Source organism: Klebsiella aerogenes, assembly GCA_029027985.1.
Taxonomy (GTDB): Bacteria; Pseudomonadota; Gammaproteobacteria; order Enterobacterales; family Enterobacteriaceae; genus Klebsiella; species Klebsiella aerogenes_A.
In genome coordinates this window covers 4372164-4388560 of record CP119076.1, presented here as the reverse complement: position 1 = coordinate 4388560, position 16397 = coordinate 4372164, and the positions used below count along the sequence as shown (strand labels likewise).

Genomic DNA, 16397 nt, shown 5'->3' with positions numbered 1-16397 from the left:
GGATGAAATAATGGTTGTTTGAGCACGATCGCAAAATAGTTTTCCTGCCCTTTCATACGTTACATCAGCAGTATCCGCAGTAAGCCTTGTCTTATCTCAGGTCGTGTTTTTATCCTGTGCAATGATGTGTTGCTGAAAAATGCGACAGTCATCACCAAAGTGGAATTTCATTTTATCTGTATATTGAAATATAAATTTCATTTTACTACGGTTATAGCACAGCAGAATCAGCGACGGGCCGTCACCTAAACGGCCTTCTACACTATGAGGCGAAAAGATGACTATCACAGGTAACTTTATTGGTGGGAAAACGGTAACCAGCAGCAGCCGCGAGACGATGCCGGTGTACGATCCGGCCACTGGCAGCGTGGTTCGCGAAGTCACGCTTTCAACCGCGCAGGAAGTCTCCGACGCAATTCAGGTCGCCCGCGACGCTTTTGACAGCTGGTCCCGCACCACGCCGTTGCGCCGCGCCCGCGTGCTATTCAATTTCAAAATGCTGCTGGAGCAGCACGTTGATGAGCTGGCGGGCATTATCGTCAGCGAACACGGTAAAGTATGGTCCGATGCCCTCGGCGAGCTGACCCGCGGCATGGAAGTTGTTGAGTTTGCCTGCGGTATTCCGCATCTCATTAAAGGTGAGTTTTCTTCAGATGTCGGCACTGGCGTCGACAGTTATTCGCTGATGCAGCCGCTGGGCGTGGTGGCGGGGATTACGCCGTTCAACTTCCCGGCGATGGTGCCGATGTGGATGTTCCCCATCGCACTCGCCTGCGGCAATAGCTTTGTCCTGAAACCGCCGGCGCTGGCGCCGACCGCGGCAGTGCGTATGGCCGAACTACTGAAAGAGGCGGGTCTGCCGGATGGCGTTTTCAACGTTGTGCACTGCAGCAACGAAGCTGCCGAGCAGCTTTATACCGACCCGCGTATCGCCGCTGTCAGCTTTGTCGGGTCCTCCGGAGTGGCGGAATATATCTATAAAACCGCCAGCGCTCACGGAAAACGCGTTCAGGCGTTTGGCGCGGCGAAAAACCATGCCATCGTGATGCCGGATGCCGATCTTGATGCAACCGTGAATGCCATCATGGGCGGTGCGTACGGTTCCGCTGGCGAACGCTGCATGGCGTTGCCGGTCGTGGTCGCCGTCGGCGACGAAACCGCGGATAAGCTGATTGCCCGTCTGAAACCGTTAGTCGAGGCGCTGAAAGTCGGCCCGGGCTGCCTGCGCGGCAAAGACGAAAACGAAATGGGGCCAGTTGTCTCCGAAGCGCATCAGAAAAAAGTGCTCGGCTATATTGATAAAGGCGTCAGCGAAGGGGCGTCATTGGTGGTGGATGGCCGCAGACTGCGCGTGGCCGGGCATGAAGACGGGTATTACGTCGGCGGGACGCTGTTTGACCACGTCACCCCAGAGATGACCATCTGGCGAGAAGAGATTTTTGGCCCGGTGCTGGGGATCGTCCGCGTTGCTGATTACCAGAGCGCGCTGGAGCTGGTGAACAGCCACGAGTTCGGCAACGGTAGCGCCGTCTTTACCAGCAACGGCCACACCGCGCGCGAGTTTGTGCATGACGTACAGGCCGGGATGGTCGGGGTGAATGTGCCGGTTCCGGTACCGATGGCTTTCCATAGCTTCGGCGGCTGGAAGCGTTCGGTATTTGGTGCGCTGAATGTCCATGGTCCGGACGGCGTTCGCTTCTATACCCGCATGAAAACCGCCACCGTGCGCTGGCCGCAGGGGCAGCAAACCGTATCTGAATTTAGCATGCCGACGTTAGGTTAATCGGCGAAGGAGAACGCCATGTCGTTATTGGCTAAAGCGCAAAAAGAGGGACATATCCAGCACATCACCCCGCAGAGCGCGGGGTGGCACTACATTGGCTTTGATGTCTGGATGTTAAAGCAGGGGCAAACCGTGACTCTGGAGTGCGGTGACCGCGAACTGTGTCTGGTGCTGGTCTCGGGGCTGGCCTCGATCAAAACTCAGCACGCCGATTTTCCTCATCTCGGCAAACGCATGTCGCCGTTTGAGCGCACGCCGCCGTGGTCGGTGTATGTGCCGCCTCAGGATAAGATCGAGGTCACGGCGGATTCCGATCTCGAACTGGCGGTCTGTAGTGCGCCGGGCAAAGGTCATTTCCCGGCGCGAGTCATTCGTCCCGAAGATGTCGGCGTAGAACATCGCGGTAAAGGGCGTAATCAGCGCCTGGTGCATAACATTTTACCGGATAACGCGCAGGCGGATTGCCTGCTGGTGGTGGAGGTTTACACCGAGGAAGGGGCGACCAGCTCCTGGCCGTCGCACAAGCACGATACCGCGCTGCCGGGGCAGGAAACCCAACTGGAAGAAACCTACTACCACCGCTTCGACCCGCCGCAGGGCTTTGCCTTCCAGCGGGTGTATACCGATGATCGCAGCCTGGATGCCTGTATGGCGCCCTATAACCACGATGTGGTGATGGTGCCGCGCGGCTACCATCCGGTAGCGGCGATAGCAGGTTACAACAGCTATTACCTGAACGTGATGGCGGGGCCCGATCGTAAGTGGCTGTTCACCTGGGAAGAGGATCACGCCTGGATCAACAGCGATCGCTATGCATAGCGCGTGAGAAATGAGAAAGCCGGGGAGTTTCCCCGGCTTTTCTATTCGTAGGTTGCGGCTATTTTCAATGCCGGCAACTAGGCGCGGTGCTGCTGCGGTTCTTTGCTACTATTCAGCGCCAGCGATACCGCTAACGTCTGCGCCAGACACAGTGAGGCCACCTGCGAACGGAAGCCGTCAACCTGCGCTTCGCGTACCACAAAGCAGACGTCGCTAAAGGCGGCGAGCGGGCTTACCTGGCTGTCGGTGATGGCGATTTGTCGCGCTTTACGCTGGGCGCCAAGCTCAACCAGTTCTACCACTTCGCGGGCATAAGGCGAGAAGCTCACGGCGACGACGACGTCCTTCGGCCCCACCAGGCTGAGCTGTTCGGTAAACATGCCGCCGAGGCCGTCAATCAGGAAAGCTTTGCGATCCAGATGGCGCAGAGCGTAGGTCAGGTAAGAGGCGACGCTGAACGAGCGGCGCAGGCCTATCACGTAGATGTTTTCCGCATCAGCCAGTAAATCTACCGCACGATTCAAATCTTCACCGGAGGTTTGCATCGCCAACTGCTGCAATGCCTGGGTATTGACCATACTGAACATGTTGAGGATTTCAGTCGGCGTTTCCGGAGGCGTTGTTTCGTCGTTAGTGGTCTGGCGGAACAGGCGCGCGCGTTCGGTGTAGTTAGCGGTCTCTTCCATCAGGTGCTGCTTGAACATCTGTTTCATTTCGTTAAAGCCGCTGAAACCGAAGGCGTTAGCGAAACGAATCAGCGTGGAGGGCGGAACGTCGGCCTGTTGGGCAATCGAGGCTACGGTATCGAAGGCAACGCTATTGCTGTTGTCCAGAATGTAGCGCGCCACCTGCTTCAGACGTTTGCTGAGCGTGTCGTAGCGGCGTCTGATTTCATCCTGCAGGATGGTCAGTTGAGTCGGATTATTAGCCATAAGTTACGCTCTGAGAAAATGGAAGGAATATGGCTTCCAGTGTACCAAATGAAGCGAATTTTTCATTTTTTGCGATGAAATACGCGATTCATTTCACGAAGAAACAGCAGGCCCGCCTCTTTAGAAGAAGATTCGGGCCTGTAGGCGGTTAGCCGCGCGCTTCGCGCCAGTAACCAATAAGCCGCAGATAGTTGCGCTTCACTTCGTCTATCAGTGCAGCATCATCCAGTTCACCCTGCATCCAACGGCGTGAAGGTTGGCCAAAGATGGTACGACCGACGGCGAAGCCCTTGATCATCGGGTGTCTGGAAGCTTCGGCAAAACCGGCGCGCAGACGATCCGATGGCGCATCCAGCCCGAGGAGCAGGATCCCGCGACACCATGGATCTTCGCGCTCGATAAGCGCTGAGATCCGATCCCACTGGGCACTGGCCAGCGGCGGAAGCTTCCACCAGTCCGGCTGAATGCCCAACTGATAGAAGTGTTCCAGCATGGTGTGGTAGTGGCGCTCGTCTTTATCCGGCCCGTTTTCCGGCAGGATTACTTCCAGCAGCAGCTCGTGTCCGGACTTATTACAGGCCTGCCATACTTCCAGCAGTAGCGCGTCCTGCTCGGCGCGCAGCGTTACCGGATCGTCCGGGTGGTAAAAGACCAGGCATTTAACGACGTGCTCCAGAGGCCAGTCGATCAGCTGCGAACCAATATTGCCATGCTCAAGGCGCAGCGGGCGCGAGCTGGGAAGTTCAATAGGCCGACCAATCCACCAGCCTTTGCCGGTAATGGCGTTGAGTGAACGCTGACCATAGGTGCCATCGGCCAGGATACCGCTGCGTTGCTCAAGCCCGGCCTCAGCCGCCGCCGTTTCGGCAGCCGCTAACAACAGCAGTTTGAGTTGAGGGATGCAGGCCGGATTGCGGCCGGTTTCTAACGCCAGATCCGACAGCTGTTTACGGTGATCAAAAGCGAAGATACACAGTTCCGGCCACTGCTGGCGGCGGCTGGTCACCCGGTGTAAATGGTTTAGCCGCGCGTCGGTATCCGGGCGAGGTACGGCTTCAGCCCGCGACAGATAATCATCAAGCTCTGCTTTCGTCGGCATCGCTGGCGCGCAACCGTGGCGTGAAACCACCAGCGCGCCGCAGGCGTTGGCGTAGCGGCAGGCTTGTTCCCATCCTTCATCGTTAAGCCAGCCGCGCAGCAGTCCGGACATAAAGGCATCGCCAGCGCCGAGCACGTTGAGCACATCGACGCGAACGCCTTGCTGTAGCGGGACGTCATCCCAGCTATCCGGGATTTCGCCTTCCAGTACGACACAGCCCATCGGCCCGCGTTTGCAGACCAACGTGGCTTTGGTGGCGTGACGAACGTTTTTCAGCGCGGTCAGGGTGTCGGTGCTGCCGCCGGCAATATGGAATTCCTCTTCGGTACCGACGACTAAATCGAACAGATGCAGGACTTCCTGTAGCTGGCGAGTCACCGGACCGGACTCAATGAAACGCGTTTCACCGTCGCCCAGCGAGGTGAGCCCCCACAGCACCGGACGATAGTCAATATCCAGTGCGGTGCGCAGGCCGTGACGGCGGGCGTACTCCAGCGCCTTCAGCACCGCGTCGCGGGTATTGGCATGTGAAAGGTGCGTGCCGGTTACCGCCAGAGCACGGGAAGAAGCGATGTACTGCTCATTGATATCGTCAGGCGTCAGCGCCATATCGGCGCAGTTGTCACGGTAGAAAATGAGCGGGAAGGTGTCCTGATCCTTGATACCCAGCATCACCAATGCGGTCAACCGGTCTTTATCGGTGATCAGATATTCGGTATCAACCCCCGCGCGGCTGAGGGTTTCACGCAGGAATCGACCGTTGTGCTCGTCGCCCACGCGCGCCAGCATCGCCGATTTCAACCCCTGAATAGCGGTTCCAAAGGCGACGTTGCCAGAGGAGCCGCCAAGATACTTGGCGAAACTGGCCACATCTTCCAACCTTGCCCCTATCTGCTGGGCGTAGAGATCGACGGCCACCCGGCCAATACAGATGACGTCGAGCCGCTTAACTGCTGCATTCATCGCTAGGGTTTCCTTTTGCATATCTGCTGCCAGGAGAAGGTCGCACGAGTGACGGTCTGCCATGAACAGCCTGATGGTTATTGGTTATCTCTAGTTTGAGAAATAAATATTTCATTTTCAAATCTAATCGAAATTAAAAAACCAAAAGTGTGAAGGATCTACCACTCTGCGCTGGCGGGCGCTCTCTTACGCGTTATCACTACAGGTACTTCCCGCACCCGTATTTTATCGTTCGTATCATTATAATTATCATTATTTTTCAATATGATAACTTCTTTTCCATCCCTCATTCCGGAAGGCTGCTCGCGAATGAGATGTAAGTGAAACGTGTGAAATGAGTAGAGAGTTTGATCCTTCTCGCAAAATGAAACATTTTTTCTGTATTGGTGTTTAATGAAAAAAATGTTTGCCTATAATCCAAAAATATTCCAGTGGACGTTAACGGCTTTCCTCACCGCTCGCCAGCCTCGCAGATGAGACAAAAGCGCTAACCCACACGGCAAATACTGAACGATAAGGATTAGGCAACATGGGCAAACTGAGACTCACAATGGCGCAGGCGCTGGTGAAGTTCCTTGATAACCAGTATCTGGAAGTGGATGGTGAAGCGCAAAAATTCGTGAAAGGGATTTTCGCTATTTTTGGTCATGGCAATGTGTTGGGTTTAGGCCAGGCGCTGGAAGAGAACAGCGGCGAGCTGCGGGTTTACCAGGGGCGCAATGAACAGGGAATGGCTCATGCTGCCACCGGCTTTGCCCGTCAGTCGCTGCGTCGGCAGATTATCGCCTGCACCTCTTCGATAGGCCCTGGGGCGGCCAATATGATCACTGCCGCGGCGACGGCGACCGCCAACCGTATCCCGCTGTTATTACTGCCGGGCGACGTTTTTGCCACCCGGCAACCGGATCCGGTACTGCAGCAAATCGAACAGAGTCACGATCTGAGCATCACCACCAATGACGCGTTTCGTGCGGTGAGTAAATACTGGGATCGCATTACGCGTCCGGAACAGCTGATGAGCGCCTGCATCAACGCCATGCGCGTGTTGACGGACCCGGCGGAAACCGGTGCGGTTACGCTGTGTTTACCACAGGATGTGCAGGGTGAAGCCTGGGATTATCCGGAATCCTTCTTTGCTCGCCGCGTCCATCGTCTGGACCGCCGCCCGCCAAGCGCGGCGCAACTGGCGGATGCGGTAACGGCGATTAAAGCTAGCCGCAAGCCGCTGATCGTTTGCGGCGGTGGAGTGAAATATTCCGCTGCGGGTGATGCGCTAGTGAGCTTTGCGGAGCGTTACGGTATTCCGTTTGCGGAAACCCAAGCCGGTAAGGGCACGGTTGTTTCATCGCATCCGCTGAATGTCGGCGGGGTTGGCGAAACCGGCTGCCTGGCGGCGAACTTGCTGGCGAAAGAAGCGGATTTAGTCATGGGCATCGGTACGCGCTTTAGCGATTTCACCACCGCTTCGAAATGGATCTTCCAGTCTCCGGACGTGCGCTTCCTTAATGTTAATGTCAGCAATTTTGATGCCTGGAAGCTGGACGGCATTCCGATGCTGGCGGACGCGCGTGAAGCGCTGGGCGCGCTCAACGATGTGTTGGCGAACGAGTCCTGGCAGGCTGGCTGGGGCGCGCAGATAGCAAGCGTGCAGAGCCGGCAGATGAAAGAGACTCAGCGCGTCTACCAGGCAGTCTGGCAGGAAACGGCTTTCGTACCGGAAATTGATGACCATATTGACCGCGAATCGGTATACCGCGAATTCCGCCAGATTACCGATTCCACCCTGACGCAAAGCAGCGTTCTTGGCTTGCTGAACGAATCATTAGCGGCAGATGCGGTGATCGTTGCAGCGGCGGGCAGTCTACCGGGCGACCTGCAGCGCGTCTGGCGCAATCGGGCACCGAACACCTACCACGTGGAGTATGGCTACTCCTGTATGGGCTATGAGGTCAACGCTGCGCTCGGCGTGAAGCTGGCACAACCGCAGAGCGAGGTCTATTCGCTGGTCGGCGACGGCTCCTTCATGATGCTGCACTCCGAACTGGTCACCTCCCTGCAGGAACGGGCGAAGATCAACATTATCCTGCTCGATAACATGGCTAACGGCTGCATCAACAACCTGCAACTGGAACACGGTATGGACAGCTTCGGCACCGAGTTCCGCTATCGTTCGGCGGAAAATGGCCAGCTCCAGGGCGGCCTGGTGCCGGTGGACTTCGCCACTATCGCCTCCGGCTACGGCTGCAAGACCTGGCGGGTGACCACCCTCGATGAGCTACGCCACGCGCTGGATGCCGCTCGCCGCGAAACTGTCAGCACGCTTATCGACATCAAAGTGTTGCCGAAAACCATGGTCCACAAATACGGCAGTTGGTGGAACGTCGGCGTGGCGCAGACGGCGCTATCGGAACGCATCCGTAAAGTCGCTGAAATGATTAATGAAAAACGTGCTCAGGCGCGGGATTACTAACAAAGAACACGAACCCTGAACCCTACAGAACTACGGAGAGAACCATCATGTCACTCAAATTAGGTGTCATCGGCGCAGGCGCCATCGGTAAAGAACATATCCGTCGCTGCACCCAGGTCTTACAGGGGGCGACCGTGGTCGCCGTTTCCGATATTAATGCTGATAACGCGCGAGCGGCGGTGGCGCTGCCGGGCGTGCAGGCGGAAGTTTACGCCGATGGTCATGATGTGATTAAGGCCAGTGACGTTGACGCGGTGCTGGTGACCTCCTGGGATCCGACCCACGAAGAATTTACTCTGGCGGCGATCGCCGCCGGTAAGCCGGTATTTTGCGAGAAGCCGCTGGCGATGAGCGCGGAAGGTTGTCGCCGTATCGTTGATGCAGAAATGAAAGCCGGGCGTCGCCTGGTGCAGGTTGGCTTTATGCGGCCGTACGATGAAGGCTATCTGGCGCTGAAGAAGGTGATTGATGACGGCGATATCGGCGCGCCGCTGATGCTGCGCTGCGCCCACCGTAACCAGTCAGTCGGCGAGAACTACACCACCGATATGGCGATCACCAACACCCTGATCCATGAGCTGGACGTGCTGCGCTGGCTGTTGAACGACGACTACCGTTCCGTGCAGGTGCGCTTCCCTCGCTCAACATCTCACACCCATGCGCGGCTGAAAGATCCACAGATCGTCTCGTTTGAAACCAAAAAAGGTACGCTGATCGACGTCGAAGTCTTCGTTAACTGTCAGTACGGCTACGACATCCAGTGTGAAGTAGTTGGCGAAACTGGTATTGCGCGCCTGCCGGAACCATCGGCGGTCGAGATGCGTAAAGCCGCCAGCCTGTCGACCGCCATCCTTACTGACTGGAAAGACCGCTTCATCAAAGCTTACGACGTCGAACTGCAGGCATTCATCAACGATGTTAAAGCCGGCAAGCTGCAGGGACCATCCGCCTGGGACGGTTACGCGGCATCGGTCGCTGCCGACGCCTGCCTGAAGGCACAGGAATGTGATGAACCGGTAGCCGTCACGTTGCCTGAATGCCCGGCGTTCTACCAGCGCTAAGTCATCCTTCACCGACGTAACGTATTAAGCAGGTAACGACGATGAAAATTGCTTTTGATGTGGATGTGATTCGAGACCTCGGGATTACCCGGATGGTCCAGCAGGTGGCGGAGTGGGGTTACAAGTATATTGAGCAGTCGCCGCACCCGCAGATTAACCCGTTCTATAAACACCCGCGCGCCAGCCGGGAGATCATGGCCGAGTATAAGCAGGCGCTGCGCGATAACGGCGTTGAGCTCTCCTCGTTCATCTGCGTTTATCGCTGGTCCGGCCCGGATGAGTTGCGTCGCCAGGCAGCGGTGAAGAACTGGAAACGGCTAATTGAAGTGGCGGTGGAGATGGGCGTACAGGTCATCAACACAGAATTCTCCGGCGATCCCAACCAGCCGGAAATTTGTGAAGAGATGTTCTATCGCTCGATGGAAGAACTACTGCCTATCTTCGAACGCGAAGGGATCCGCGTCGAAATCCAGGCGCATCCGTGGGACTTTTGCGAAGAAAACAACGAGACCGTCGACATCGTGAAGTCCTTCCGTAGCGACAACGTGAAGTACGTGTATAGCGTCCCGCATACTTTCTTCTATGACAAAGGCAAAGGCGAAGTCGAGAAGATGCTGCGCTACGCCGGTCAGGACTTGTCGCACGTGTTAATTGCCGATACCCGCAATCACACCAAACACTGCCGCTATATCGTCAATCCACCGGGCGTGGATGCCGCTGTGCATCAGCATGTCGGCGTCGGCGAAGGGGATGTCGATTTCGACGCTTTGTTCCGCACGCTACGCGATATGCGTTTTGCCGAACAGACCTTTAACGTTGGCGGCGAACCGATCGTCTGTACCTCGCTGTTCGGTTACCCCGAAAAGATGAAACATCAGGCCGTGGAAACGCGTGAACTTATTGAACGTGAATTGCTGCGCCGTTAAGGCGCGGCGGCAGGAGCACCAAGATGAACAAAGATAACGTCAAACTGGCTATCGCCCCTATCGGTTGGACTAACGATGATATGCCTGAGTTGGGGAGTGAAAACACCTTCCAGCAAACGGTTAGTGAAATGGCGCTGGCCGGGTTTACCGGTAGCGAAGTCGGCAGCAAATATCCGCGCGACCCGGCGGTGCTGAAGCCGATGCTGGATATCCGCGGCATGCAGATTTGCAACGCCTGGTTCAGTACTTTCTTCGCCAACGGCCAGCGGGAAAAAACCATTGATGAATTCGTTAACCACATGAATTTCCTTCATGAGATGGGTGCGAAAGTGATTGGCTGTTCTGAACAGAGCGGCAGCATCCAGGGACTCGATAAACCGATTCTCGGCGATGTGAAGCCGTGCTTCAGCGACGAAGAGTGGCAGCGTGTTGCCGAAGGTTATAACACGCTGGGTAAGCTGGCGGCGGAGAAGGGAATGCAGGTCTGCCTGCATCACCATATGGGGACCGGCATTCAGACTACCGCGGAGATCGACACGTTTATGTCGCTGGTGGATGAACGCGTCTTCCTGCTCTACGACACTGGCCACGCCTGGTATTCGGAAGGCGGTGAAGCGCCGATGCTGGCCATTCTGAAAAAGTATCTGCCGCGCATTAATCATGTGCACCTGAAAGACGTACGACCCGCGGTGATTGAACAGGTGCGTCGCGAAGGACTCTCGTTTCTCGACGGCGTTAAGAAGGGCACCTTCACCGTGCCGGGCGACGGCGCAATAGATTTTCGACCGGTCTTCCAACTGTTGGATGACTATGGCTACAAGGGCTGGATGGTCGTTGAAGCCGAACAAGATCCTGCGTTGGCGAACCCCTTCGAATACGCTGTGAAAGCGCGTAAATACATCCGCGAAACGGCAGAAATCTGATCGTTGATGCACTTCAGGCCACACAGCTGAGTGGCCTGCTTTTTCTCAGCCTCAATAGAACCACACGAGCACAACACGTCCGTGAGGCAGGAGGCCTCTGCATTCAGACAAGAGCATATCTTCCCCCTACAAGGTAGGTTACTGGAGTCTTTTATGTCACAGGAACAATATCTCACACTCAATAAAGCGTCGGGGCCGAATAGCGACGCTCCGGCAACGCCGTTTGTTAAGATCGTCGCGCTGATTGCGACCTTAGGCGGCTTACTCTTTGGCTACGATACCGGGGTGATTTCCGGCGCTTTGCTGTTTATGGGCAAAGAGCTACATCTCACGCCGTTTACCACCGGGCTGGTCACCAGTTCGTTGCTGTTTGGCGCCGCGTTCGGCGCGCTGCTGTCTGGTCATTTGGCCAGCGCCGCAGGCAGAAAGAAAATCATCCTTTGGTTGGCGGTTATTTTCGCCATCGGCGCGGTGGGCACGGCGCTCGCGCCGGACGTCAACTGGATGATTTTCTTCCGCTTGGTTCTCGGCGTGGCGGTCGGTGGTGCGGCGGCCACGGTGCCGGTGTATATCGCCGAAATGGCGCCTGCCAACAAACGTGGACAACTGGTGACGCTGCAGGAGCTGATGATTGTCTCCGGTCAGCTGCTGGCCTATATCTCCAACGCCACCTTCCACGAGTTGTGGGGCGGCGAGAGCACCTGGCGCTGGATGCTGGCGGTCGCCACGCTGCCTGCCGTACTGCTGTGGTTTGGCATGATGTTTATGCCGGACACGCCGCGCTGGTACGCGATGAAAGGCCGTCTGGCGGAAGCGCGCCGGGTGCTGGAGCGTACGCGGCGTAAAGATGACGTCGAGTGGGAGCTGTTGGAAATTACGGAAACCCTCGATGAGCAGCGTAATCTGGGCAAGCCGAAAATGCGCGAAATCATGACGCCATGGCTGTTTAAGCTGTTCATGATTGGTATTGGTGTGGCGGTTATCCAGCAGCTCACTGGCGTCAATACCATTATGTATTATGCGCCGACGGTCCTGACCTCGGTCGGTATGACCGATAACGCCGCGCTGTTCGCCACCATCGCCAACGGTGTGGTCTCGGTACTGATGACCTTCGTCGGCATCTGGATGCTAGGTAAAATCGGTCGTCGGCCGATGACGATGATCGGCCAGTTTGGTTGTACCGCCTGTCTGGTGTTTATTGGCGCTGTGAGTTATCTGTTGCCGGAAACGGTCAATGGGCAGCCGGACGCGCTGCGCGCTTATATGGTACTGGCGGGGATGCTGATGTTCCTGAGCTTCCAGCAGGGAGCTTTATCGCCAGTGACCTGGCTGCTGCTATCGGAAATCTTCCCAACCCGAATGCGTGGGATGTTTATGGGCGGAGCGGTGTTCGCGATGTGGATCGCCAACTTCCTGATCTCGCTGTTTTTCCCGATCTTACTGTCGTGGGTTGGCCTTTCAGGCACCTTCTTTATCTTCGCAGGGATTGGCATCTTTGGGGCAATCTTCGTGATCAAATGTGTACCGGAAACGCGTAACCGCAGCCTTGAGCAGATCGAACACTATCTGCGTGAGAAGCTGGATACCAGCGCAGCGGGAAAAGCCTACGCGCGTAAATCCTGGGCTTCGTCGCAGGCGGATAAAATCTAATCAGCCAGACGCTCATCGGCGGCTTGCCGATGAGCGGTTGAGTTCAACCAATCAGACAAACTGCCGCATTCTGGCAAACCCCTGCTCCAGATCCGCTTTCAGTTCTTCGACATCCTCAAGGCCAATTTGCAGGCGCAGCGTTAATCCTCCCGGCTGCCATTGCGTTACGCTACGATACTCCGCGCAGTTGAAAGGAATAATCAGGCTTTCAAAACCACCCCAGGAATAGCCCATTGCGAAGATCGTAAGGTTATCCAGCAGGCTATCGACCGCTTTTTTACTGAATTCCGGCTGCAGCACAATCGAGAACAACCCCGAAGAACCGGTGAAATCACGCTTCCAGATTTCATGGCCGGGACAATCCGCGAATGCCGGATGCAGCACCTTCTGAACTTCGGGGCGCGACTGTAACCAGGCCGCCATTTCCAGCCCGCGTTTTTCCGCTTCTTTCAGGCGGATAAACATGGTGCGCAGCCCTCGTAGAGCCAGGAAGCAATCTTCTGCCCCCGGTAACATCGCCATCAGGTCATAGGTTTCACGCAGCTTCGGCCACCAGGCGTCATTGGCTGAGACGATCCCCATTAATAAGTCGGAATGGCCGCTGAGATACTTCGTCCCGGCTTCGACGCTGATGTCGCAGCCGTGTTCGTGAGCGCGAAAGAAGATCGGCGTCGCCCAGGTATTGTCGATAATGGTGGCGATGCCGCGCTGTTTCGCCAGTGCGGTCATCGCGGGTACGTCCTGAATTTCGAAGCTTTGCGAGCCGGGGGATTCGAGAAACAGGGTCGTGGTATTGTCGCGGAAAAGATCTTCGATCCCGGCGCCGATGAGCGGATCGTAGTAAGTCGTTTCAATATTCATTTTCGCCAGCATACCAGCGCAAAATAACCGTGTTGGTTTATAGACGCTGTCAGGCATCAGCAGATGATCGCCAGCTTTGAGAGTAGTGAACAACGCCAGCGCAATCGCGCCAAGTCCGGAGGGGGAGAGTACCGTTCCCGCAGCGCCTGCCAACTCGCTCCAGGCATTCTCCAGATTAGCGATAGTTGGCGTCCCCATCGTACCGTAGTTGAATTCTGCGCGATTGTTTTCAATATCGCTGACGGTTGGGAAGACGACGGTAGAACCGCGGTAAATCGCTCCATTAACAAAGCCATGCTGCTTTTCGGGATCGCGACCCACCTGGGTAATACGGGTGCCGATACTGAATGTCTCTGTTTTTTTAGTGCTCATGCTAAACCTCGTCAAAAATAGCGCTTTTGTGGCGTCGTTTATTCGAAAAATTTAAAGAATGGAGAGAGGCACAGTAAAATGCCAAAGAAGATAATGAACCAGACGCTCGCTCCTTTTAGTTTATGCAATGCGGGAACTCTGTAAACCAGGTAGCAAGGAATGAGACAGGAAACCAGACCAAATAGCGGTCCACTTAACTGCATAAAAAAGAGAATAGAAAATCGTGTCGATATCCAACCCCATAATCCCAATACTACTGCAATACAAATTGCGATATGCAGAGTATTTTTATTAATTTTATCTTCAGGAATGAAGCGGCTAATAATATTGATGACGATACCTTTTACCGCTTCCTGGAATCCAAGGTAGATCCCCAGGAATGCTGTAAAGATGGCGAAAATATTGAGTACTGCACTCATCACCGCAATAATCGGGCCGGGAATAACTTTTGCCGCGATGGCGAGTGCGGAAATATTTTCATTAAACGCTTCAACGGCTTGATCGTGGCTGACCGAGAAAGTAAAAGAAAAAGCGAAGAAAAGTACGGATACAACCAGAATAATATAGGCAACACGGTTGGCGCGAATCGCCCGGAATGTTGCGATGCGCTTGTCTTTTTCTACCCGACGATAGGCGATGTTCATTGGGCTGAGAATTTGCACAAACAGGATCGAGAACAAAGTAAACGGCAGCGTCAGGAAGACATCGCGTAAAAAGGGCATCAGCGGTGGGAAGGCGGTGATGTTATTGAAGTTCCAGTGTGGAACCATCACCACGCCCAGCACGACGATGATGCCGAGCTTGACGCAGACCATCGGCCCGGAGATTTTAAACAACAAACGCTCCCCTTGCGAGGCGATACTGACCAACAAAATCAGTACTGCCAACCCGTACCAGACTGAATCTGACAACAGTCCTTTCGTCAGGCCGAAGGTCTGGATATAGGAGGCGCTGTCAAAGGTGACGACCAGAGAGTAGGAGAGGATCCCGTTGAGCAGCATCAAAAAATAGGCAAACCCTAACCATACTCCCCAGTTTTTACCAAGGTATTGGGTGATGACGCTGGTATAATCTTCGCAGTTTTCACTCTTTGACAGCGTTTTTAAATATAACGTTTGCATAAAATAAATTGCCGGGTAGGCAATAAATACGGATGCAATAAATACCCAGATTCCTTTTATTCCTATTTGTACTGGCATGAAAATAATTCCTGAGCCAATAGCCATACCGATGCAAAGTATTACCCATCCCACATCGTACTTTGTAAATGGAACATGATCGTATCCTTCTTGTGCATCCTGTTTATTTGTTGTGATCTCTGTCATGTTTTATTCCCGCATATAATTATTGGATGTGATGCGAATAGTGTATGGTAAGATGCTTTTACGGAATATTAGCCTTTTCAGTGCCATTAAATACTATGAATATTGCATGGGAATAGAAAGAGCCGAACGGTGCTAATAAATGAAAAGAATTTTGCATTTGACGCAAAAGTAGATCAGGGACGGTTTTATGGATACATAGCAGGTGAAAAAGATGACGTCGGTTAACCGTGGTGCCTTTGTATTTAAAACAAAAATTGATAACTATGCGATTTTCCGGCAGCTGGAAGTCTTCATTAAGGTGGTGGAATCAAACAGTTTTTCCGTAGCGGCTCATAAGCTGAATTTGACACCGTCATCAGTCAGCCGCAGCATCTCGCAGCTGGAAGAACATTTGGGGATTGTGCTGTTAAAACGTACAACACGAACGCTGGTGCTCACCGAGCCAGGAAAATATTTGCTTTTTCGCGCGCAACGGTTGCTCTCCGATCTTGATGATTCATTAATCACTACGGCCAGTTTTCATCATCACCCTCAGGGACAGTTAAAAATAACCTGTTCAATCGCCTTTGGTGTGTGCCATCTGATGCGGTTGTATGGCGAGTATCGCGAGGCTAATCCGGATGTTAGCCTTTCGGTCGATCTTAACGACCAGAATATTAATTTGAATGAAGAGAATGTCGATATTGCACTGCGTATTACACCGCATCCGCCAACGAACTTTGCATTACGGGAAATATGTAAGATTCATTGGGTCTATTGCGCCAGCAAGCCTTATTTTGAACGGCGTGGTATGCCGCAGACGCTGAAAGATCTGGAGTTGCATGACTGCTTAATTAACCCCAATGTCTCCAGTAATTGGGGATATCAGGATGAGCAAGGGCAACAACGTGCGCTCAATGTAAAAAATATCATTGAAGTTAATAGCAGCCTGGGGCTATTGCAGGCGGCCTTGCATCACCAGGGGATTGTTTGTCTACCGACTTATATGTTGGGCGATTATATCACCCGTGGCGAGTTGATCCCGGTGCTGACCGACCACGTTATTCAGGAAAATGATTATCGACTCTTTGCGCTTTATCACCCGAGCCATTATCAGGATCCGAAAATACGTAGTTTTATTGATTTCATCGTGGATAAAATTACCGATAATCCGCCGTGGGATACCTGGATGACAGCGCCGGTAGAGAAGTAAGGGGAGGGCCCCCGGGCGCGT

Annotated in this window: 12 protein-coding genes; 8 read left to right on the top strand and 4 right to left on the bottom strand. The window is 54.4% G+C overall.

From position 1 onward, the window contains the following. Positions 1–277: 277 nt before the first annotated feature. Both PYR66_20870 and iolB read left to right on the top strand, forming a co-directional pair. Complete coding sequence (locus tag PYR66_20870; GenBank protein ID WEF27703.1) at positions 278–1783, top strand: CoA-acylating methylmalonate-semialdehyde dehydrogenase; 1506 nt, start codon at positions 278–280, stop codon at positions 1781–1783. An 18-nt stretch (positions 1784–1801) separates the two neighbouring features. Further along, complete coding sequence (gene iolB, locus PYR66_20865; protein WEF27702.1) at positions 1802–2602, top strand: 5-deoxy-glucuronate isomerase; 801 nt, start codon at positions 1802–1804, stop codon at positions 2600–2602. Between the two features lie 77 nt (positions 2603–2679). Here the strand turns inward: iolB and PYR66_20860 are convergent, their stop codons facing one another. Continuing rightward, the gene (locus tag PYR66_20860) at positions 2680–3534 is read right to left on the bottom strand and encodes a MurR/RpiR family transcriptional regulator (GenBank protein WEF27701.1); all 855 of its coding nucleotides are present in this window, start codon (positions 3532–3534) and stop codon (positions 2680–2682) included. A gap of 148 nt (positions 3535–3682) precedes the next feature. Continuing rightward, positions 3683–5596 carry a 5-dehydro-2-deoxygluconokinase gene (gene iolC, locus PYR66_20855; protein ID WEF27700.1) on the bottom strand — a complete coding sequence of 638 codons (1914 nt, stop codon included), beginning with the start codon at positions 5594–5596 and terminating at the stop codon, positions 3683–3685. A 529-nt stretch (positions 5597–6125) separates the two neighbouring features. Here iolC and iolD point away from each other — a divergent pair. From iolD to PYR66_20830, 5 genes are all read left to right on the top strand, one after another. Continuing rightward, entirely contained in the window at positions 6126–8066 is a 1941-nt protein-coding gene (gene iolD / locus PYR66_20850; protein ID WEF27699.1) for a 3D-(3,5/4)-trihydroxycyclohexane-1,2-dione acylhydrolase (decyclizing), read from the top strand. Between the two features lie 47 nt (positions 8067–8113). After that, a complete protein-coding gene (locus PYR66_20845) occupies positions 8114–9127 on the top strand; it encodes a Gfo/Idh/MocA family oxidoreductase (protein ID WEF27698.1) in 1014 nt (337 codons plus the stop codon). A 41-nt stretch (positions 9128–9168) separates the two neighbouring features. Continuing rightward, entirely contained in the window at positions 9169–10053 is an 885-nt protein-coding gene (locus tag PYR66_20840) for a sugar phosphate isomerase/epimerase (GenBank protein WEF27697.1), read from the top strand. Between the two features lie 23 nt (positions 10054–10076). Next, positions 10077–10976, top strand: coding sequence for a myo-inosose-2 dehydratase (gene iolE / locus PYR66_20835; GenBank protein ID WEF27696.1), 900 nt, complete (start codon positions 10077–10079; stop codon positions 10974–10976). 153 nt (positions 10977–11129) lie between these two features. Further along, positions 11130–12626, top strand: coding sequence for a sugar porter family MFS transporter (locus PYR66_20830; GenBank protein WEF27695.1), 1497 nt, complete (start codon positions 11130–11132; stop codon positions 12624–12626). A 51-nt stretch (positions 12627–12677) separates the two neighbouring features. On the opposite strand, the gene metC is transcribed toward PYR66_20830, so the two are convergent. Continuing rightward, positions 12678–13859 (bottom strand): cystathionine beta-lyase, encoded by a 1182-nt coding sequence (gene metC / locus PYR66_20825; GenBank protein WEF27694.1) that lies wholly within the window; start codon positions 13857–13859, stop codon positions 12678–12680. 38 nt (positions 13860–13897) lie between these two features. Then, entirely contained in the window at positions 13898–15184 is a 1287-nt protein-coding gene (locus PYR66_20820) for an amino acid permease (GenBank protein ID WEF27693.1), read from the bottom strand. Between the two features lie 211 nt (positions 15185–15395). Between PYR66_20820 and PYR66_20815 the strand changes: the two genes are divergently transcribed. Then, positions 15396–16376 (top strand): LysR family transcriptional regulator, encoded by a 981-nt coding sequence (locus PYR66_20815; GenBank protein WEF27692.1) that lies wholly within the window; start codon positions 15396–15398, stop codon positions 16374–16376. Positions 16377–16397 lie beyond the last annotated feature (21 nt).

Bases quoted from the DNA above. Each gene is read 5' to 3' on its own strand.
- PYR66_20870 (WEF27703.1), top strand. From the start codon at position 278: ATGACTATCACAGGTAACTTTATTGGTGGGAAAACGGTAACCAGCAGC.
- iolB (WEF27702.1), top strand. From the start codon at position 1,802: ATGTCGTTATTGGCTAAAGCGCAAAAAGAGGGACATATCCAGCACATC.
- PYR66_20860 (WEF27701.1), bottom strand. From the start codon at position 3,534: ATGGCTAATAATCCGACTCAACTGACCATCCTGCAGGATGAAATCAGA.
- iolC (WEF27700.1), bottom strand. From the start codon at position 5,596: ATGAATGCAGCAGTTAAGCGGCTCGACGTCATCTGTATTGGCCGGGTG.
- iolD (WEF27699.1), top strand. From the start codon at position 6,126: ATGGGCAAACTGAGACTCACAATGGCGCAGGCGCTGGTGAAGTTCCTT.
- PYR66_20845 (WEF27698.1), top strand. From the start codon at position 8,114: ATGTCACTCAAATTAGGTGTCATCGGCGCAGGCGCCATCGGTAAAGAA.
- PYR66_20840 (WEF27697.1), top strand. From the start codon at position 9,169: ATGAAAATTGCTTTTGATGTGGATGTGATTCGAGACCTCGGGATTACC.
- iolE (WEF27696.1), top strand. From the start codon at position 10,077: ATGAACAAAGATAACGTCAAACTGGCTATCGCCCCTATCGGTTGGACT.
- PYR66_20830 (WEF27695.1), top strand. From the start codon at position 11,130: ATGTCACAGGAACAATATCTCACACTCAATAAAGCGTCGGGGCCGAAT.
- metC (WEF27694.1), bottom strand. From the start codon at position 13,859: ATGAGCACTAAAAAAACAGAGACATTCAGTATCGGCACCCGTATTACC.
- PYR66_20820 (WEF27693.1), bottom strand. From the start codon at position 15,184: ATGACAGAGATCACAACAAATAAACAGGATGCACAAGAAGGATACGAT.
- PYR66_20815 (WEF27692.1), top strand. From the start codon at position 15,396: ATGACGTCGGTTAACCGTGGTGCCTTTGTATTTAAAACAAAAATTGAT.